At 62.0% G+C, this 18,973-nt stretch carries 19 protein-coding genes and 4 tRNA genes; 9 read left to right on the top strand and 14 right to left on the bottom strand.

Annotated features, from left to right (window positions below):
* Positions 1-14 precede the first annotated feature (14 nt).
* The 10 genes from rplJ to JAO75_RS05940 form a co-directional block, all read right to left on the bottom strand.
* Positions 15-533 carry a 50S ribosomal protein L10 gene (gene rplJ, locus JAO75_RS05985; RefSeq protein WP_036350581.1) on the bottom strand — a complete coding sequence of 173 codons (519 nt, stop codon included), beginning with the start codon at positions 531-533 and terminating at the stop codon, positions 15-17.
* 585 nt (positions 534-1,118) lie between these two features.
* Entirely contained in the window at positions 1,119-1,586 is a 468-nt protein-coding gene (locus JAO75_RS05980; protein ID WP_199047518.1) for a hypothetical protein, read from the bottom strand.
* Between the two features lie 135 nt (positions 1,587-1,721).
* Positions 1,722-2,423, bottom strand: coding sequence for a 50S ribosomal protein L1 (gene rplA / locus JAO75_RS05975; RefSeq protein ID WP_199047516.1), 702 nt, complete (start codon positions 2,421-2,423; stop codon positions 1,722-1,724).
* Between the two features lie 10 nt (positions 2,424-2,433).
* The gene (gene rplK, locus JAO75_RS05970; RefSeq protein ID WP_099511377.1) at positions 2,434-2,862 is read right to left on the bottom strand and encodes a 50S ribosomal protein L11; all 429 of its coding nucleotides are present in this window, start codon (positions 2,860-2,862) and stop codon (positions 2,434-2,436) included.
* Positions 2,863-3,032: 170 nt separating this feature from the next.
* Positions 3,033-3,566 carry a transcription termination/antitermination protein NusG gene (nusG, locus tag JAO75_RS05965; protein ID WP_183450861.1) on the bottom strand — a complete coding sequence of 178 codons (534 nt, stop codon included), beginning with the start codon at positions 3,564-3,566 and terminating at the stop codon, positions 3,033-3,035.
* Positions 3,567-3,578: 12 nt separating this feature from the next.
* Positions 3,579-3,779 carry a preprotein translocase subunit SecE gene (gene secE, locus JAO75_RS05960; RefSeq protein WP_199047514.1) on the bottom strand — a complete coding sequence of 67 codons (201 nt, stop codon included), beginning with the start codon at positions 3,777-3,779 and terminating at the stop codon, positions 3,579-3,581.
* 164 nt (positions 3,780-3,943) lie between these two features.
* A tRNA-Trp gene (locus JAO75_RS05955) sits at positions 3,944-4,020 on the bottom strand.
* Positions 4,021-4,062: 42 nt separating this feature from the next.
* Complete coding sequence (gene tuf, locus JAO75_RS05950) at positions 4,063-5,253, bottom strand: elongation factor Tu (protein ID WP_199047512.1); 1,191 nt, start codon at positions 5,251-5,253, stop codon at positions 4,063-4,065.
* Positions 5,254-5,481: 228 nt separating this feature from the next.
* Positions 5,482-5,555, bottom strand: a tRNA-Gly gene (locus JAO75_RS05945).
* 17 nt (positions 5,556-5,572) lie between these two features.
* Positions 5,573-5,657, bottom strand: a tRNA-Tyr gene (locus JAO75_RS05940).
* A 192-nt stretch (positions 5,658-5,849) separates the two neighbouring features.
* On the opposite strand from JAO75_RS05940, the gene JAO75_RS05935 reads away from it, so the two are divergent.
* Entirely contained in the window at positions 5,850-6,674 is an 825-nt protein-coding gene (locus JAO75_RS05935; protein WP_199047510.1) for a TrmH family RNA methyltransferase, read from the top strand.
* Between the two features lie 238 nt (positions 6,675-6,912).
* Entirely contained in the window at positions 6,913-8,631 is a 1,719-nt protein-coding gene (locus JAO75_RS05930; RefSeq protein ID WP_199047508.1) for an MFS transporter, read from the top strand.
* Positions 8,632-8,709: 78 nt separating this feature from the next.
* Here the strand turns inward: JAO75_RS05930 and JAO75_RS05925 are convergent, their stop codons facing one another.
* Positions 8,710-9,018, bottom strand: coding sequence for a hypothetical protein (locus JAO75_RS05925; RefSeq protein WP_199047770.1), 309 nt, complete (start codon positions 9,016-9,018; stop codon positions 8,710-8,712).
* A gap of 141 nt (positions 9,019-9,159) precedes the next feature.
* Between JAO75_RS05925 and JAO75_RS05920 the strand changes: the two genes are divergently transcribed.
* Positions 9,160-9,234 (top strand) — tRNA-Thr (locus JAO75_RS05920).
* A gap of 862 nt (positions 9,235-10,096) precedes the next feature.
* Here the strand turns inward: JAO75_RS05920 and JAO75_RS05915 are convergent.
* Complete coding sequence (locus tag JAO75_RS05915; protein ID WP_199047506.1) at positions 10,097-10,270, bottom strand: hypothetical protein; 174 nt, start codon at positions 10,268-10,270, stop codon at positions 10,097-10,099.
* Positions 10,271-10,434: 164 nt separating this feature from the next.
* On the opposite strand from JAO75_RS05915, the gene JAO75_RS05910 reads away from it, so the two are divergent.
* A complete protein-coding gene (locus tag JAO75_RS05910) occupies positions 10,435-11,232 on the top strand; it encodes a TrmH family RNA methyltransferase (RefSeq protein WP_199047504.1) in 798 nt (265 codons plus the stop codon).
* A 98-nt stretch (positions 11,233-11,330) separates the two neighbouring features.
* A complete protein-coding gene (locus JAO75_RS05905; protein WP_199047502.1) occupies positions 11,331-12,323 on the top strand; it encodes an MBL fold metallo-hydrolase in 993 nt (330 codons plus the stop codon).
* Here the strand turns inward: JAO75_RS05905 and cutA are convergent.
* On the bottom strand, positions 12,320-12,649 hold the full coding sequence (cutA, locus tag JAO75_RS05900; RefSeq protein WP_199047500.1) for a divalent-cation tolerance protein CutA: 330 nt from the start codon (positions 12,647-12,649) through the stop codon (positions 12,320-12,322). The two genes, JAO75_RS05905 and cutA, sit on opposite strands and share 4 nt — an antisense overlap.
* Positions 12,650-12,698: 49 nt before the next feature.
* On the opposite strand from cutA, the gene JAO75_RS05895 reads away from it, so the two are divergent.
* From JAO75_RS05895 to JAO75_RS05880, 4 genes are all read left to right on the top strand, one after another.
* Positions 12,699-13,472, top strand: a complete 774-nt coding sequence (locus JAO75_RS05895; protein ID WP_199047498.1) for an NAD kinase — start codon at positions 12,699-12,701, stop codon at positions 13,470-13,472.
* Positions 13,473-13,526: 54 nt separating this feature from the next.
* Positions 13,527-14,006, top strand: coding sequence for a MaoC family dehydratase (locus JAO75_RS05890; RefSeq protein WP_199047496.1), 480 nt, complete (start codon positions 13,527-13,529; stop codon positions 14,004-14,006).
* Positions 14,006-14,878: an HpcH/HpaI aldolase/citrate lyase family protein gene (locus JAO75_RS05885; protein ID WP_199047494.1), complete on the top strand. Its 873-nt coding sequence runs from the start codon at positions 14,006-14,008 to the stop codon at positions 14,876-14,878. Before JAO75_RS05890 ends, JAO75_RS05885 begins: the two co-directional genes overlap by 1 nt.
* Positions 14,879-15,192: 314 nt before the next feature.
* Positions 15,193-17,679, top strand: coding sequence for an Ig-like domain-containing protein (locus tag JAO75_RS05880; RefSeq protein WP_199047492.1), 2,487 nt, complete (start codon positions 15,193-15,195; stop codon positions 17,677-17,679).
* Positions 17,680-17,694: 15 nt separating this feature from the next.
* On the opposite strand, the gene JAO75_RS05875 is transcribed toward JAO75_RS05880, so the two are convergent.
* Positions 17,695-18,792 (bottom strand): helix-turn-helix transcriptional regulator, encoded by a 1,098-nt coding sequence (locus JAO75_RS05875; protein ID WP_210340178.1) that lies wholly within the window; start codon positions 18,790-18,792, stop codon positions 17,695-17,697.
* Between the last annotated feature and the right edge of the window lie 181 nt (positions 18,793-18,973).

The raw sequence follows: 18,973 nt of genomic DNA, 5'->3' as shown, positions 1-18,973 counted from the left end.
TTTGAGGTACGGCCTCACGCCGCTTCGCCTGTTTTGGCATAGGCCCCGAACACGCGGGCGAGCTTCGCCGCCGGCGCAGTGCTGAGCTGAGCGATCTTCGTAGCCGGAGCCTGGATAAGGCCGACCAGCTTGCCGCGCAGTTCATCAAGGGACGGCAGAGTGGCAAGCGCCTTCACTCCGTCCACGTTCAGGGAGGTCGCGCCCATTGCGCCGCCGAGGATCACGAGCTTGTCGTTACCCTTGGCGAAATCGACAGCGACCTTTGGAGCCGCGACCGGATCGCTCGAATAAGCGATCAGGGTCGGGCCTTTCATAAGGCCCGAGATGGACGCGACGTCCTTGCCTTCGAGAGCGATTTTGGCGAGGCTGTTTTTTGCGACCTTCACGGTGGCGCCGGCCTGCTTCATCTGCGCGCGCAGCTTCTGCATGTCGGCGACCGTGAGGCCAGCATAGTGGGCGACGACGACAACGCTCGTGGTGTTAAACACGTCGTTGAGAGTCGAGACGAGCTCGCGCTTTGCTGCTCTTTCCACTGGGCTCTCTCCGGTTGGCGGGAATATCCGCCGGTTGCATTTGCCGTTCAAGGCCCGGACTTGCATCCGAGGCATCCTGAACGACGCTCTCGCAAGCCCTGTCCCCCAAATGAGCCTGGCGGCACACCGGGTGAGATGGTTCGAACCGACTCCCGTCATCTGCGTTAAGCAGATGGTAAACTCGGCTTCCCCGTCTATGCAGGCCCTCTCGAATTAAACCGGCAAGCCGGCACCTGCAGTCTTGGACAGGACATAGCCGGAACGCGCCAAAAGTTGCCTCTTGGCTCGCCGGCCTGTCACCGCCCCGTCTCCGGGACGGATTCTCAGCCTGACGCTCACGCAAAAGCGGAGCCTCGGCCTATGTTGGAAACTCAACGCGTTCTATTAAGCCTTTTGGAGGCATTTGCCAAGGGGCTTTTTGCCGGGCAGTCGATATTGTTTGACGTTACGGAGTTGCATTAAGCCGCCGTCCCGCCCCCTCATTATCCCAGATGGCCCATATAGCGCTGGCCATATCTTACTTCCTGCCCCCCATTCTCCACAGGCTCTCACCAGCAGGGGAGCGATGGAAGCATTTGTAGCGAGTTACTTCAGGAAAACGAAGCTATCCAGCCGGAACTCGCCATCACGCGTGAACAGGCAATTGAAATTACCGCTTTGGATGACCCACTTCGTATCAGGCAGGATGTCCCGAATTTCGAAGTCGACACCGCGAGTACTCAGGAAAGCGGCGAAGTCGCGAAGGCTCATTTCGGGCCTTAGCTCTTCCAAATCTATATTGAACTCATCCGGCAGCATGATCCGGCTTTGATCGACGGAACCGGCATAAATGTAGATGTGATAAAGGGCCCAGGTGCGATCATCTACTCGCTGTCTGAAGACGAGGCACAAATCGTCAGCCGTCAGGAACCTTGCGGTTTCATTTTGGTCTTCTTCGTAGGCGCCCACAAGGCGGGACACAACGTCGTCGTAGTTCATTCCAAGTTCTACGATCGGAAAAGTCCCCGTTTTGAGGACTTCACTGATACGAATTGCCTTGTCCGAGGCCGACATAGCCGCATCCCTCTTTAACCTGACTCGGCCACATACCGATTTCGGATCCGGTCAAGCTATGCCATTACGACTGAAGCAGCAAAAAGGCCCGGCACTTTCGTACCGGGCCTTTTTTGAACCTTGGGGGTTCTCGTCTTAGCCGTTGAGAACCGAAGCCGGATCGACCTTCACGCCCGGGCCCATCGTCGAGGAGACGGCGACGCGCTGGATGTAGGTGCCCTTGGCGCCGGTGGGCTTCGCCTTTGAGACGGCATCGGCGAACGCCTTGATGTTCTCCACGAGCTTGCCCTCGTCGAAGGACGCCTTGCCGATGCCGGCATGCACAATGCCAGCCTTCTCGACGCGGAACTCGACGGCGCCGCCCTTGGCGGCTTCCACGGCACCCTTCACGTCCATGGTGACCGTTCCGACCTTCGGGTTCGGCATCAGGCCGCGCGGGCCGAGCACCTTACCGAGGCGGCCGACGAGCGGCATCATGTCAGGGGTGGCGATGCAGCGGTCGAAGTCGATCGTGCCGCCGTTGACGGTCTCGAACAGCTCCTCGGCGCCCACGATGTCGGCACCGGCCGCCTTGGCCTCATCGGCCTTGGCGCCGCGGGCGAACACGGCCACGCGAACCGTCCGGCCGGAGCCGTTCGGCAGGTTGCAGACGCCGCGGACCATCTGGTCGGCATGGCGGGGATCGACGCCGAGGTTCATCGAGATCTCGATGGTCTCGTCGAACTTCGCCTTGGCGCGTTCCTTGATCAGCTTCACCGCGTCCTGGATCGGATACAGCTTGGTGGCATCGACGCCCTCGCGGGCGGCACGGATGCGCTTGCCTTCTTTCACAGCCATCATGCCCTCCTTATGCCACTTCCATGCCCATCGAGCGCGCGGAGCCCTCGATCATGGCCATGGCGGATTCAACGGTGTCGCAGTTGAGATCGACCATCTTCTTCTCGGCGATCTCGCGGATCTGGTCGCGGGTCACGCGGCCCACATTGCCGCCCTTGCCGGGGGTCTGCGAACCCTTGTCGATCTTCGCGGCCTTCTTGAGCCAGTACGAGACCGGGGGCTGCTTCATCTCGAAGGTGAAGGAACGGTCCTGATACGCGGTGATGATCACCGGGATCGGGGTGCCCTTCTCCATCTGCGCCGTCTTCGCATTGAAGGCCTTGCAGAATTCCATGATGTTCAGGCCGCGCTGACCGAGCGCCGGACCGATCGGCGGCGACGGGTTGGCTGCGCCTGCGGGCACTTGAAGCTTAACGTAGCCCGAGATTTTCTTTGCCATAGGACTGCTCCTAATGGACCACCCGCCCGGAGCCAACCAGGCGGAATGGCAGTTGCAGATCGCGGTGCAGCCTGGATTTCCCGGATGGCGACCGGGCAGACCTCCCGCGGATGAAAGGCCCTGTCAAAGGACCTGGAAAGTGCCACCAATCAGGTGCCACTTCCTTCCGGTCAGACCTTTTCGACCTGACCGTATTCGAGTTCGACCGGCGTCGCGCGGCCGAAGATGGACACCGCCACCTTGAGGCGGGCCCGGGCGTGGTCGACTTCCTCGACGACGCCGTTGAACGAGGCGAACGGGCCGTCCGACACGCGAACCTGCTCGCCGATCTCGAAGCTGACGGATGGCTTGGGGTGATCGACACCCTCGGCCACCTGGCCCTTGATCCGCTCGGCCTCACGATCCGGGATCGGAACCGGCTTGGACTTATCGGCGCCCAGGAAGCCCGTCACCTTGGGCGTATTCTTGATGAGGTGGTAAACCTCGTCGGTCAGGTCGCACTTCACCAGGACGTAGCCCGGGAAGAACTTACGCTCGGTATCGACCTTCCGGCCGCGGCGCACCTCGACGACCTTCTCGGTCGGCACCATGACCTCGTCGAACTTGTCCTCAAGGCCGCGCTGGGCCGCCTGGTCCTTGATCGACTGGGCGACCTTGTTCTCGAAGTTCGAATAGGCGTGGACGATGTACCAACGCTTCGTCATTCCACCCACCCCTTAACTACCAAAGCCGAGCAGCACCGAGCGGACGCCCCAGCCGATCACCTGATCGACGACCAGGAAGAAGATGCTGGCAAGAACCACCATCACGAACACCATCGCGGTCGTGATCATGGTCTCCTTGCGCGTCGGCCAGGTCACCTTCGCGGCTTCCGAGCGGACCTGCTGTATGAAATCGAACGGGTTCGTCTTCGCCATTTCACTGCGCCCGCACCGCCTTTGAGAGCGGCGGCGAACGTCCTCTGAGGGCACGCTTGAGCCCAAATTGAAGGGGCGCGAGGCTGCTTTTTCAAGCCTCGCGCCACCTGTTCAAACCATCTGCGGGCCGCTCTTTAAAGCAAAATGCCCGCTTTGTCGACCGCTGGCAGGAGTGGAGGGACTCGAACCCCCAACCCCCGGTTTTGGAGACCGGTGCTCTAGCCGATTGAGCTACACTCCTCCGGCGGTCAACAGGCGGCGGGTTCCCGCCGCCTGGATCTCATTAGTCCATCACGGCGGCGACGACGCCGGCGCCGACGGTGCGGCCGCCTTCACGGATGGCGAAGCGCAGCTTCTCCTCCATGGCGATCGGCGCGATCAGCGTCACTTCCATGGTGATGTTGTCGCCCGGCATCACCATCTCGGTGCCCTCAGGCAGCGTCACCACGCCCGTCACGTCGGTCGTGCGGAAGTAGAACTGCGGACGGTAGTTGCCGAAGAACGGCGTATGACGCCCGCCCTCCTCCTTCGTCAGGATGTAGGCCTCGGCCTTGAACTTCGTGTGCGGCTTGATCGAGCCCGGCTTGCACAGCACCTGGCCGCGCTCCACGTCCTCGCGCTTCGTGCCGCGCAAAAGAACGCCCACGTTGTCGCCCGCCTGGCCCTGGTCGAGCAGCTTGCGGAACATCTCGACGCCCGTCACCGTCGTCTTCACGGTGTCGCGCAGACCCACGATCTCCACTTCCTCGCCGACCTTCACGATGCCGCGCTCGACGCGGCCCGTCACCACCGTGCCGCGGCCCGAGATCGAGAACACGTCCTCGATCGGCATCAGGAACGGCTGGTCGATCGGACGCTCCGGCTGCGGGATGTAGGCATCCCCCTCGGCCATCAGCTTGAGAACCGCGTCGCGGCCGATCTCGGGCTGGCGGTCCTCAAGAGCGCAAAGAGCCGAGCCCTTCACGATCGGAATGTCGTCGCCGGGGAAGTCGTACTTCGACAGAAGCTCGCGCACCTCGAGCTCGACCAGGTCGAGCAGCTCGGCGTCGTCCACCATGTCGACCTTGTTCATGAACACCACCAGGGCGGGCACGCCCACCTGGCGGGCCAGCAGGATGTGCTCGCGGGTCTGCGGCATCGGACCGTCGGCCGACGACACCACCAGGATCGCGCCGTCCATCTGCGCCGCACCCGTGATCATGTTCTTCACGTAGTCGGCGTGGCCGGGGCAGTCCACGTGGGCATAGTGACGGTTGGCCGTCTCGTACTCCACGTGCGCGGTCGAGATCGTGATGCCGCGCGCCTTCTCTTCCGGAGCCTTGTCGATCTGGTCGTACGCCGTGAACTGCGCGCCGCCGCTCTCAGCCAGAACCTTCGTGATCGCCGCCGTCAGAGACGTCTTGCCATGGTCCACGTGACCAATCGTCCCAATGTTGCAGTGCGGCTTATTCCGCTCAAACTTTTCCTTCGCCATTGATCTCTACCTTACAGAGGCCAGGAACAAAAAACCCAGGGGCGTCCGATATTGCGGTTGGGCTCTTTGTGCAAGAGCCAATTTCGATATTGCAGAACCTAATGCCCGATAACCTGACCCGATGGCTCGCCAAGGACCAGGTTATCGAACACCCATCCGGGGCGGTTTCGGCCTGTATAAAGGCGCTGCAGGCCAGAATTACAAGCGAGACAGGAAGTGTAGAGGAGGTGGAGCGGGTGAAGGGAATCGAACCCTCGTATTCAGCTTGGAAGGCTGCTGCTCTACCATTGAGCTACACCCGCATGCCCTTCTGATTGGGTGGTGGGGGAAGTAGGACTCGAACCTACGAAGGCATAGCCAGCGGATTTACAGTCCGCCCCCTTTGCCGCTCGGGACATTCCCCCTTAGAACCCAACCCGAACGCACAACGCCGAGGCTGTTCCGCGGACCGCTTCACTCAGGGCTCGGCGCTCCGTGGCGCTCTTATGGTGAGGTGGATGGCCGGTGTCAACCTCAAAGCGCGATGAAATCGGGTGGTCGTGAACGGCGGCTCCCTATGCTATGGCGCTCTGAACGATACGTGAGATCCAACGAGCATGAGCGAGCGCCCCTTCCCCTCCCGCAAGCCCCGATTCCAGCGCCCTCATGGGAAGCAGGGGCGTCGAGACCCCAAGGCCTGGCGGCCGAACTTCGAGATCGACACGACCATTCTCTATGGCTGGCACCCAGTCTTCGAAGCCCTGCGCAACGGCAACCGCACGATTCGCCGCCTTCTGGCGACCGAGAACTCCGCCCGCCGCCTGAGCGAGGAGTTGAATGCCCCGCTGCCTATCGAACCTGAGATCGTCCGGCCGGACGAGATCAACCGCCTGCTGGAGCCGGATGCCGTCCATCAGGGCCTCTATGCCGAGGCGGATCCCCTGCCCTCCCCGTCGGTCGATACCTTGAGCGGCAAACGCGTCGTGCTAGCCCTCGACCAGATCACCGATCCCCACAATGTCGGCGCCATTGTCCGCACCGCGGCAGCCTTCGACGTGGAGGCCATCATCACCACGGCCCGGCATAGCCCCGCGGCGACAGGGGTCCTGGCCAAGTCCGCCTCCGGGGGCCTCGAGCATGTGCCCTTCATGATCGTTCGCAATCTCAGCGACACCCTGACGGCGCTGGGGGAGCGCGGCTATCAGCGAATCGGGCTCGATTCCACCGGCGAAGCCGATATGGACGAGGTGGAGATCCGCCTCCCCGTCGTTCTGGTGCTCGGCTCGGAGGGCAAAGGATTGCGCCAGAGAACGCGGGAATGCTGCGACGTGATCGGCCGCCTGGACATGCCGGGCGCCATCAAGAGCCTGAATGTCTCGAACGCCGCCGCAATTTCCCTTTTTGCTGTGGTCAGAGGCGCCTCCCGCAACGTCAGGAAATAGCCTCATCCCGGACACTAAGTGTCTGAGGCATATCGATAAAGGCCGAGCAGCAGCAACTTCTTAGACGGAAGTCGCAAATACCAATTGGGAATTGTGGAAAGAAAGGCCGGAGGTAGCCTCCCGTTCGATGGATTCTTGGCTGCGCAGAGCAGTCACGATGCCTCGGCTCAAAGCTCGATAGCGGAGCTTGCGGCCCAGAACCCGGATCAGACCGGGCACATCAATGGAAGGGAACCCTATGGCAACAGCAGCAACCACGCCGCATTCGGCCGCCGCACCGCGGCCGATGACGCGGGAGGAGAGGAAGGTCATCCTGGCCTCCTCCCTCGGCACCGTCTTCGAATGGTACGATTTCTATCTCTACGGCTCTCTGGCCACGATCATCGGCGCGCAGTTCTTCTCCGCCTTCGACGTGACGACCCGTAACGTCTTCGCGCTCCTCGCCTTCGCGGCCGGCTTCCTGGTCCGCCCGTTCGGCGCCATCTTCTTCGGCCGCATCGGTGACCTCGTCGGCCGCAAGTACACCTTCCTTGTCACGATCCTGATCATGGGCTTCTCGACCTTCCTGGTCGGCCTGCTGCCCAGCTACAATCAGATCGGCTGGCTTGCTCCCGTCATCCTGATCGCGCTGCGCATGCTCCAGGGCCTCGCCCTGGGCGGCGAGTACGGCGGCGCTGCGGTTTACGTGGCCGAGCACGCGCCCGTGGGCCGTCGCGGCTTCTACACCAGCTTCATCCAGACCACGGCCACGGTCGGCCTGCTGCTGTCCCTGGCGGTCATCCTCGTTCTCCGCACCTGGATGGGCGAGAAGGGCTTCCAGACCGGTGAAGGCTGGCCCATCGCCGGCTGGCGCATCCCGTTCCTGCTCTCTGTCGTGCTTCTTGGCATTTCGGTCTGGATTCGTCTCCAGATGAACGAATCGCCGGCCTTCAAGAAGATGAAGGAAGAAGGCACCCAGTCGAAGGCGCCCCTGAAGGAGGCGTTCGGCCAGTGGGGCAACGCCAAGATGGTGCTCATCGCTCTGATCGGTCTCGCCATCGGTCAGGCCGTGGTGTGGTACACGGGCCAGTTCTACGCCCTGTTCTTCCTCCAGAGCATCCTGAAGGTCGACCTGCTCACCTCGAACGTGCTGATTGCCTGGTCGCTGATCCTCGGCACCGGCGGCTTCATCGTGTTCGGCATTCTCTCCGATAAGATCGGCCGCAAGCCGGTGATTCTCGGGGGCTGCCTGATCGCGGCGATCACCTACTTCCCGCTCTTCGGCGCGCTCACGAACATCGCCAGCCCAAACCTGAACCAGGCTCTGGAAACGGCGAAGGTCCAGGTCGTGGCCGATCCGGCTGCATGCGGTTCGGTGTTCGACCCGGTCGGCATCCGCAACTTCACCGCGAAGTGCGACATCGCCCGCGTGGCTCTGGCCCGTTCGGCGGTCAAGTACGAGCTCGTTCCGGCTGCCGCCGGCACCGAGCCGCGGGTAACCTTCAACGGCAGGGATATCCCGATTGCTGATGGCATTCCGGCCAACATCACGGCGTTCTCGGCCGCGGCTGGCGAAGTGGGCTACCCGAAGGCCGGCGACCCGAGCATCCTGAAGGTGAACGGCTTCTTCTCGGCCCTCAGCAACCCTCAGGCCCTGAAGGCCATCGGCATCCTCTGGATCCTCGTGATCTACGTCACGATGGTCTACGGTCCGATCGCGGCGGCCCTGGTGGAGTTCTTCCCCACCCGTATCCGCTACACCGCGATGTCCCTGCCCTACCACATCGCCAACGGCTGGTTCGGCGGCCTGCTGCCTCCCACCGCCTTCGCGATGGTGGCGGCCACGGGCGACATCTACTACGGCCTGTGGTACCCGATCGTGATTGCCCTGGTGACCTTCGTGGTCGGCCTCCTCTTCGTGCCGGAGACCAAGGACCGGGACATCATGACCTACGAGGGCGCGAGCGCGAGGCGCTGAGCATCCTGACAATCTCTGAGAAACAGGAAAGCCCCGCCGAAAGGTGGGGCTTTTCATTGAATCCGACGAAAACGCCGGTCAGTAGCAGGTGGTCACGCGGCGAACGATCCAGCCCTCGCCCTCGACGAACATGCGCTTGCGGGAAATATCGCAATAGGCATCGCTGCCGGTGTTGGCTTGGACCGACGACGTGGTCTCCACATCCTTGGCGGAAACTGCCGTCACTGCCGCCTTGGACGGCTTTGCAGCGGCACCGTGGCTCGCCGGCGCAGCCTGCGCGGCTCCGACCAGACCTAAACCAGCGAAGACCGACAGAATGGCGAGAAGCTTGATGCCGCTTTGCAGCGGCGAAACTCTCGGCTGAACAGAAGCCCCTGAGGCTTTCATAGGACCAACTCCTTGGATTACCATTTGCTTGACAATTCCAGAAACAAGGGTTGGTTTCGGTGTGCTGGAGCACTTAATATTTACATTTGGATGGAACTTGCGTCCCGCTTCGCGTGCTGCTACCTCAGCCACAGGACTTCAGCCGGTGTAGCACAGCGGTAGTGCAGCGGTTTTGTAAACCGAAGGTCGGGAGTTCGATCCTCTCCACCGGCACCATCCTTTTTCGAAAGCATGGATTGTAAAAAGCCCCGGCAAAATACCGGGGCTCCGTGCTTTTCAGTGCTCAGGCATGAATTAGCCGCCACCGGCGGAACCACCGCTGGATCCGCTCCCCTGGCCGCCTGAGCCGCCGGTGTTCTGGTTACCTGTCGCGGGCCCTCCAGCGGGGCCTCCACTTTGCCCGGTGGAACCGCCCGTATTCTGGTTGCCCGTCGTGGGCCCACCGGTACTTCCCGTCGTGTTCGGCTGCTGGAGATTGTTGGTGCTCGGCCGGTCAGGCGTTCCGGTCAGGGGCTGACATATGCCACCGACCTCCCGCTCGCCGGGCATACAGGCTCTCGTGGCTGGGGTCGTCTGAGCGCTTGCCGCTCCGCTCACGCTTGCAAGGAGAAGTCCGGCGAGTACTGGTCTTATATAGCTGCTCATGGTCTATCCTCTCGTCAGGCCTTCCTACCGACGGGCGAGAGCGCATTTTGTTTCCATGTGAGCTCGATTTTTGGCTCGCTCGGCCCGGCCTCAAATGGATGTCGCTTTCGGGAGCCATCGGGAGCCATGCCACCCGCCGAGGTAGCCCGTCTTCCCAGGCAGTGATTTTCGCGATCACACCTAAGCTCCTCCCGCTTGCACCGGAGGCACCCATGGAAGCGATCCTGCTGAACATGATGGGCTCGGCCGCACTCGCTTCTGCGGTCATCGCCGGGGTCTTGGCGACGCGGCTGTCACGGGAGATGGCCTGCCCCTCGGGCAGCCACCCCGAGTCTCCGCGACCCGACCGAAGCACGAGCAATTGAGCAGCACGCCGCAGCCGCAGCAACGATCCAGCGGCGGGAGCGTCCCTGTACGCTGAGACCCGAGATTTCTAGCGAATCTGCTCCTTGCCCCAGTTCTTGTGCGCGACCTCGTCGGAGATCTTCTGCTCGGTTCGCGTCAGCCTGCGGCGTCGGCTGCTGGCTACGGCCATGAAGATGCCGATCAGCAACGGACCGCCGACGATCACCAGTGCCCAAACCCAACCATCGGCTATGTCCCACATCGTCCTACTCCTTCGGTGGGCCGGCAGATGCGGCCCTGACTGTCCTTAGAGGGCTAACCGGAATGGAAAGTCCTTGTTCCGCCCGGCACTGCGCATAGGCAAAGCTGCGATCCGGGATTAGACAGGCGGACCACCGACAGCGCCTCGTATCCCGGCGGAGTTCCATGCTGGTTGCCATCTCAGATCCTGACGATTCGCGAATCGAAGCCTACCGTGCCGTTCGGGAGAGGGATCTCGCTGGGCGCCAGCACCGCTTCGTGGCGGAGGGCGAGGTGGTTCTGAGGGTTCTGCTCAGGCAGCCCCGCTTCGAGATCGAATCGCTTCTCCTGGCGGAGGGCCGGGTGGAGACCTTGAGCGACGCGCTCGCCCTCCTTCCCTCGAACGTTCCGGTTTACACGGCGAACCGGCAGGTCATGGACGCGATCGTCGGCTTCCCGATCCACCGGGGCATTCTCGCCGTTGCCCGGCGCCCGTCCCTGCCTCCGGTCGAAGCCCTTCTTGCAAGCCTGCCCGAGAAGGCGCTCGTGGTCGGGCTGATCGGGCTCGCCAACCACGACAATGTGGGCGGGATCTTCCGGAATGCCGCCGCCTTCGGGGCCGATGCCGTCCTGCTCGACCAGGAAACCTGCGACCCGCTCTACCGAAAGGCCGTGCGCGTCTCCGTCGGCGGAGCCCTGGTGGTCCCGTTCACGCGGGCTCCGTCGGCGGATGCTCTTGTGCAGGCCCTGGAGGCCGCCTCCTTCGAAGTGATGGCCCTCTCCCCCTCAGGCATGCAGGTTCTCTCGCAGGTCCGACCGGCCCGGCGAACGGCCCTGCTCCTCGGGGCCGAGGGGCCGGGGCTTCCGCCCGAACTGCTGGCGCGGGCCCGAACCGTCTCTATCCCCATGGCCGGAGGCTTCGACTCCCTGAACGTCGCGACCACGAGCGGCATCGCCCTGCACCATCTCACTCAAGGCAGATAAGAACCGCGACCTGTCGCGCTCGCTGACTTGTGAAAGACGGTTCCCTTGCCTGAAAGCATGGCCGTTCTAGGGTTCTGCTCTCACGCCTGGAGACGCTCATGACCATCACACGCCGCACCGTTCTCGCCAGCACCGCTCTTGCCGTCGCGCCCATGGCCGGGCCAGCCCTGGCCCAGACGGCCTCCTCGGCCCCCGCATCGACCCCTGCCCAGGGATCGGGCTCACGCCAGGCGCCGGGCTTCTACCGCTACAAGGTCGGCGACATGGAGGTGACGGCGATCAATGACGGCTTCGCCCAGCGTCCCCTTGAGGGCTTCGTTCGCAATGCGGAGCTGCCCCAGGTTCAGCAGGCGATGCAGGAGGCCTTCCTGCCCACCAACGCATTGCCGATCCCTTTCAACACCCTCGTGCTCAACAACGGCGGCCGGTTGACCCTCATCGACACCGGCAACGGCGACATGGGAGCCCCGACCTCCGGTCGCATGATGGCGAACTTCCGGGCCGCCGGCTTCGACCCTGCCCAGGTGAACACGGTCGTGATCAGCCACTTCCACGGCGATCACATCAACGGCCTGCGCCTGAAGGACGGCACAGCCGTTTTCCCGAATGCGGAGGTGATGGTCCCGGCGGCGGAATGGGCCTTCTGGATGGACGATGCGCGCATGAACCAGGCGCCGGAGGGCATGAAGGGCGCCTTCCAGGGCGCACGCCGCGTCTTCGGCCCCATCGCGAACGATGTGAAGCGCTATGAGATGGACAAGGAGGTCGTGCCGGGCCTCACCACCGTGGCCGCTCCCGGCCATACGCCCGGTCACACGGTGTACATGCTGTCTTCCGGCAACGACCGGATGATGATCATGTCCGATACCACGAACCACCCGGCCCTGTTCGTGCGCAATCCGGACTGGTCGGCGGTGTTCGACATGGATGCCGACCAGGCCCGCGCCACCCGCCGCCGCCTGCTGGACATGGCCGCATCCGACCGGGCGCAGGTCGCCTTCTACCACGCTCCGTTCCCGGCCACGGGCCACATCGCCAGGGAAGGCAACGGCTACCGGTTCGTGCCGGTGCAGTGGAGCCCGGCCGTCTAAGGCAGCTCGCCGGCGGTCTCCGCAACAAGCCACTCCAGGGTGGCCGCATCCCCGCCGGTCGGCTCGATGAAGAGAACGACCGGCGTTTCGTACGGGTGGCGTTCCCTCAGCGCCCGATGCACCTGATCCTGAAGGCCCTTGCGGGTCTTCAGGATGGCAACGGCCTCCTGCCCCCGCTCGATGGCCCCCTTCCACGCATAGACGGACCGCATCCCCGGCAGCACGTTGATGCAGGCGATCAGCCGGTCGCGAACCAGCCCCTCCCCGATCGACAGCGCGATGTCCACATCGGGAAAGGTCGTATAGACGAGTAGCGGGCGATCCATGCTATGCCTTTCCTCCGCAGCCTATGGAATGCAGCGAGGGTAACTGGGCATGGCCCGTCGTTTCAACAACATCGCATTCGTGGCCAGCGCCGCCCCTGACGCTCAGAGTGCGCTCCAGGTCCTGCAGGACCGCTACGCGAACGTTTCGCCGGAACTGGCCGATGTCATCGTGGCGCTCGGCGGCGACGGGCTGATGCTGCAGAGCCTCCACCAGTTCATGGGGACGGCCAAGCCCATCTACGGCATGAACAAGGGCACCGTCGGCTTCCTGATGAACGATTTTCGGGAGGATGACCTGTTCGAGCGCCTGGAGGCGGCGGAGCGCAGCGTGGTTCACCCGCTCCTGATGGTCGCCTGGGACGTGATGGGCGTGTCCCACACGGCACGGGCCATCAACGAGGTCTCGATGCTGCGCCAGACCTATCAGGCCGCCAAACTGCGGGTGAGCGTCGATAACCGCGTGCGGATTCCAGAACTGAGCGCGGACGGCATCCTGGTGGCGACCCCGGCCGGGTCGACCGCCTACAACCTGTCGGTCGGCGGGCCGATCCTGCCGCTGAACGCGCCGTTGCTCGCCCTGACGCCGATCTCCGCCTTCCGCCCGCGCCGCTGGCGCGGCGCCCTGCTTCCGGATTATGCCAAGATCCAGATCGAAGTTCTGGAGTCGGGAAACCGCCCCGTGAGTGCGGTCGCCGACCACACCGAATTCCGCAATGTGTCCCGCGTGGATGTCTCCATGGACCGCAGCGTCGATCTCGTGATGCTGCACGATCCGGGCCACAGCCTTGACGAGCGCATCCTGCGGGAGCAGTTCGGATATTGACGACCAGGAAGGCACGGGCTCCAACGTGCCGATCAACAATGCGAGGTCAACGTTATGAACGACGAGAGCAGGCACCCGAGAGGCGGCCTCTATTTCGAGGACTTCACAATCGGCACCACCATCAAGCACCGCCTGACCCGGACGGTGACGCAGATGGACAACATGCTGTTCTCCAACATGACCCTGAACCCGCAGCCGCTCCACATCGATGCGCATTTCTGCGCCACGGAAACCGAATGGGGCAAGCCGCTCATGAACTCCCTGTTCACCCTGGGGTTGCTCATCGGCATTTCCGTCAACGACACGACGGTCGGCACCACCATCGCCAATCTCGGCATGACGGATGTGACGTTCCCGGCGCCCGTGTTTGAGGGCGACACGATCAATGCGACCACGGAGATCGTGACCAAGCGCGAATCCAAGTCGCGTCCCGATGCAGGCATCGTCGAGTTCATCCATCGCGCCTACAAGCAGGACGGTACCCTCGTGGCCGAGTGCCGCCGTCAGGCCTTCATGCGCAAGAGGAGCGCCTGATGCGCTCTTTGCTGTTCGTGCCGGGCGACAGCCCCCGGAAGCTCGAGAAGGGCCTGACATCCGGAGCGGACGTCCTCCTCATCGACCTCGAGGATTCGGTGGCCTTGTCCGCCAAGGAGGAAGCACGGCGCGTCACGGCAGAGTTCCTCTCCGCGCAGCGCACGAACACCGAGCGCCCCCGTCTTTTCGTGCGCGTCAACGGCCTGACGACCGGCCTCATCGATGCGGATCTCGACGGCGTGATGCGCGCCGGGCCCGACGGGGTCGTTCTGCCGAAGACCGTCGGCGGCACGGACGTGGCGCATCTGGGCGCCAAGCTCGCCGTGCGCGAGGCGGAGTTCGGCCTCGATGATGGCGCTACCCGCATTCTTGCCATCGCGACCGAGAACGCAGCGGGCGTCTTCGCGCTCGGTACCTTCACGGGCGCGAGCCACCGGCTCATGGGGATTGCCTGGGGCGGCGAGGATCTGTCCGCCGATCTCGGAGCCGAGACAAACCGAAATGCGGATGGCGCCTACACGGACCCGTACCGCCTCGCCCGCTCGCTCACCCTGCTGGGCGCCACGGCTGCGAGCGTCGATGCGGTCGACTCCGTCTTCACCAACTTCCGCGACATGGCAGGGCTGGAAGCCGAGTGCCGCGAGGCACGGCGCGACGGCTTCGTCGCCAAGATGGCAATTCATCCGGCCCAGGTTCCGATCATCAACGAAGCTTTCACGCCGTCTCGGGAGGCGGTCGAACGGGCTCAAGCGGTGATCGAGGCTTTCAAGGCCACTCCGGGAGCCGGCGTTGTCGGCGTCAACGGCGAGATGCTGGACCGGCCACACCTGCTGCGGGCCGAGCGCCTGCTGAGGCGCGCTGGAAAGCATTAAGGGGGCTTGTCCGGGAAAGCCGGACGAGCTTGCGGCACCATCTTTGCTACTTACAAGCAAGAACAAACTATACTTCAACCATCAGTTATAATTTCAGCGATCTATTCCTTAGCCCTAGCCATCATCAAGCATAAAGCCGCAGAGTAAGCAGCCAAAACAACCTTGATCCTCTTCAAACAGATAGTCGACATCTGTTCGATTCCCCATCGATATGAAGAGCACTCCGCTCTTCAACTGCATCGTCAACGCTTGGCGAGCGGAATGTTATTGGCATCGTCAGAGGACGCCACGCACAAACAGGCACGGGGGTTCGGATGTCCGATGCGATTGTTGCGGTCTTCAATGAAGCGACCACTTGGGCTCAAGTCCTGACCGCCATCGAAAGCAATGCCGCAGCGCTTCTCGAGACCTTCCATATAGAGAAGCTCGCCTCCTTACGGGCCGACGGAGATCGCGAACAAGCGCTCGGTCTCGGGGTCAACGAGATCAAGATCTTGTTTGGGAATTTCGCATCCCTCACGCAGATCAAGGCGGTCGTAGAGCGGCAGATCGATATCGAATATGCCAAGCACGATTTCGTCTTCGCCTTTCGAACGGCGGGCACCGCGGAGGACATCCGGATCGCCCTGGAACGGATTCAACCGCTCTACGACGACCGGGAAGGTATCATCCAGGAATGGTCCTCAAGCGATGACCCGATCGTCAGAGCCCGGGCTGCCGAACTCGAAGCCGAACTCTACACGACGGTTTTGAGAACAATCTCCGCCCGGCTCGGCGACGGAGCCTACCTCGATGCTCTGGCGGCCCAAATGATGTTAGCCCATCAGGAGAATGGGCCTTTCGATAATCTCGACAGCGTTGTCCAGGCTCTCGACGATGCCACTGATGCGCTCGAATCCAGGAGCATCATCACGTCCTTCAATGAAGCGGCAGACTGGGAGGCGATGCTCGCCGCGATCATAGGCAACGCATCTACTCTGCTCGATCCCTATCATCTCGCAAAGCTTGAGCAGCTTTATGTTGACGTTGCGTATGTGGAGGCGATCGGGCTTGGGGTGATTGAAATCAAAACGCTGTTTGGAGACTTCACCTCGCCTGAGCAGATTACAGCGGCAGTAGGGAGGCAGATCGACATGGTACATGGCCGTTTTGCAGCTCTTACGGCGATCAATGGCTCGCAGGACGCCAATTCCATGGGTTTGGCACTGAGTATCCATGTCGCACGGATCAATCAGCACCGGCAGGCCCTGATTGCCGAGTGGCTCGCCAGTAGTGACCCGGATGCAGTTGTGCGGGCAAATGAGCTGAAGGCTGAAGCCTATACCACCATACTGAGCGAAGTCAGCTCGCATCTGGGTAACGAAGATTATCTGGCGGAGCTTGCCGACAGGATGCAGTCCGCACTCCAGGGCGATTTGTTCCACGACACAGATGCTTTGATCGCTGCGCTCGACTTGGCAGACAGGGCTATCGATGCTGCTCACGACGCCGTAATCTCCGGCGCCAGTTCCGGCGCGATGAGTGAGGACGACCAGCAAAGCATCGGGGGGCTCCTGACCATCGAGGACGGCGATTGGGGCGAAAGCCGATTCAAGGCCGTCGCAGAAAGCGAGCTTCAAAAGGAGTACGGGACATTCACCTTCGACAGCACCACCGGTGAGTGGACCTTCACGCTCAACAGTGCAGCACAATCCCTCGGGAAGAATCAGCAGATAGAGCAGACGCTGACGGTTGAATCCTTGGATGGAACCGCAGCCACCACGATAACGGTTACCGTCACGGGGCAAAACGATGCCCCGGAGGCAGCGGAAACGGGCAACCGCGCTTCAAGCGCTGAAGACACCGTCATGACGGGACAGGTTCCTCCTGGCGCGGACATCGACGGTGGAGAGCTGACCTACACGCTGGTACAGCCCGTCCAAGGCCTGAAATTCAATGATGACGGAGCCTTCAGCTACCAACCGGTGGCCAACTTCAATGGCACCGTGACATTCCAGTATCAGGTGGTTGACGCCGACGGTGCCCAGAGTCCGCCGAGAACGTTCACGATCACCGTCAGCCCGGTGAACGACAGGCCGCACGACATCGTTCTGTCGAACACCGCCGTGGAGGAGAATGCCACGGCCGGAACGCTCGTGGGAGCGCTTGAGGGATTCGACGTCGACCGTGACACCCTTACCTTCTCCCTGACGAACGATGCCGACGGGCGCTTCGCCATCAGCAATGGTCGAGTCGTGGTGAAGGACGGTGTCAGGCTCGACCATGAACAGGCGACGGCACACACGCTGACTGTCCAGGTGAAGGACGGGTCCAATGCCGCCTACCAGGAGACCTTCATCGTCGATGTGAAAGACGATCCACGCGAGAGAGCCATAGGCTCGTCCTCTTCAGATCTTCTCAAGGGCGGCTCAGGCCGCGATACGCTCTGGGGCAGACTCGGCAACGATCAGCTGACAGGTGGGTCAGGCAAGGACGTCTTCGTGTTCGACACCAAGCCACACAAGAGCAGGAACAAGGACAAACTCGTCGATTTCAAGGTCGAGGACGACACGATCTGGCTCGACAACAAAGTCTTCACCAAGCTCGGCAAACAGGGGACGGAAAAGAAACCGGCCAAGCTGATCAAAGATTTCTTTGTCAAGGGCGCCAAGTCCAAGGACAAGAACGACTACGTGATCTACGATAGCAAGAAGGGCAAACTCTTCTACGACCCTGATGGCTCCGGGAAAAGCAAGCAGGTGGAGATCACCGCTCTCTCCAAGAACCTGAAGATGACTGAAAAGGACTTCCTCGTCATCTAGGGCGGATAAACACCCTTAGTTGAGGTCAGATAGGTCGGAGAAGCGGGAAAGCAGACTGACCAATTGGGCTTGGTGATGCGTGCTCGTCTTGGCGAAGATCGATTTCAGATGATAGCGAACGGTATTGGCACCAATGCCGTGCTCGCTCGCGATCTGCTGTGTGTCCAGGCCTTTTGCAAGCTCTGCGGAGATACGGATTTCGGAGGGCGTCAGCTGAAACATCTGCTGCAATGCTCTTGCGTCGAGGATCCGCTGCTCTGCTGGATCGCTGAGCAACAGAAGGCCGGAGGCTCCCTGGAAAACATCGGATGCCTTGCGCACAATGGGATGAGCATGAACGACAAGGGGAAGTTCGTTGGGGCGGTGCAGCAGGGCGGACGTAATGGACTTTTCACCGCGCTCGCCAAGCGGCTGTGTGCAGGTAGCCACAAGCTCCTGCAGGGTCTTTCTGTTCTCGCGGTGCCTTGACCGGAGGCGTGATGAGGTGACCTCGATGTGGCTCCCGACGTAACCCTCAGCTTTCTTGTTCATGCGAATAACGCGGCCAAGCCAGTCGATCAGGATTGCGCCACAGGCTAGCCGCTCTAGGCTGTCGACGAGACCTTCGGCATAGGAGATGCGAGCCTTCGCGGCGAGGCGAGCGGCCCTTTTCACATGCGGGAGGTCGCGCTGAATGCGGGCGAGATCCGCCTGCAGGAACGGATCTCTGCCGGCTTTCCGATGAACGGAGAGGGTGATCTGGGACCCGCCTCCCTCAGCCAGGAGACCACCGGCGAACCAGTTAAACCCCATAGAGTCGAGAAAGTCGCGATAGAAAGGAAGCTGTTTCAGTTCATCCGGCGTGAAAAGATCGAGATCGGTGGCGAGTTCATTGCCTTTGCGCACAAAGGCGAGACCGCGGACTGCCCGGATATCTTGCTTGTGCCAACCTTGACTGACGAAGCGACTGCAGAACTCCTCCATCCCGTCGGATGGCAGATAGCCGCTCAGGCACTCGGGGTACGAGGACACGATGATGCCGTCTGCGCCCCAGGCCTCAGTTGCCTGGTTCAGCGCCTCCTTCCACAGCTCTGGAATGATGGCAGCCTCATAGAAAGCTTCTGTCACCGGCATCTGCGGTCAACTCTACACTAAAAACTACCGACCAGCCCGAAAGGTCTTCTTAAACCCTGCCGGTTAAGGATGTTGGCATCCCTTGACGGCTGTAGCCTTACCAAACTGTATGCCCTTGAGCACCTGCCCAAATAGGCAGGCACTTCCCTCGGGACACTACTTATTTATACAGTTTTTGAAA

The sequence above is a fragment of the Microvirga splendida genome, from assembly GCF_016427565.1.
Lineage (GTDB): Bacteria > Pseudomonadota > Alphaproteobacteria > Rhizobiales > Beijerinckiaceae > Microvirga > Microvirga splendida.
The sequence above is the reverse complement of the archived record's forward strand: the minus strand, read 5'-3'. Positions and strand labels throughout refer to the sequence as shown.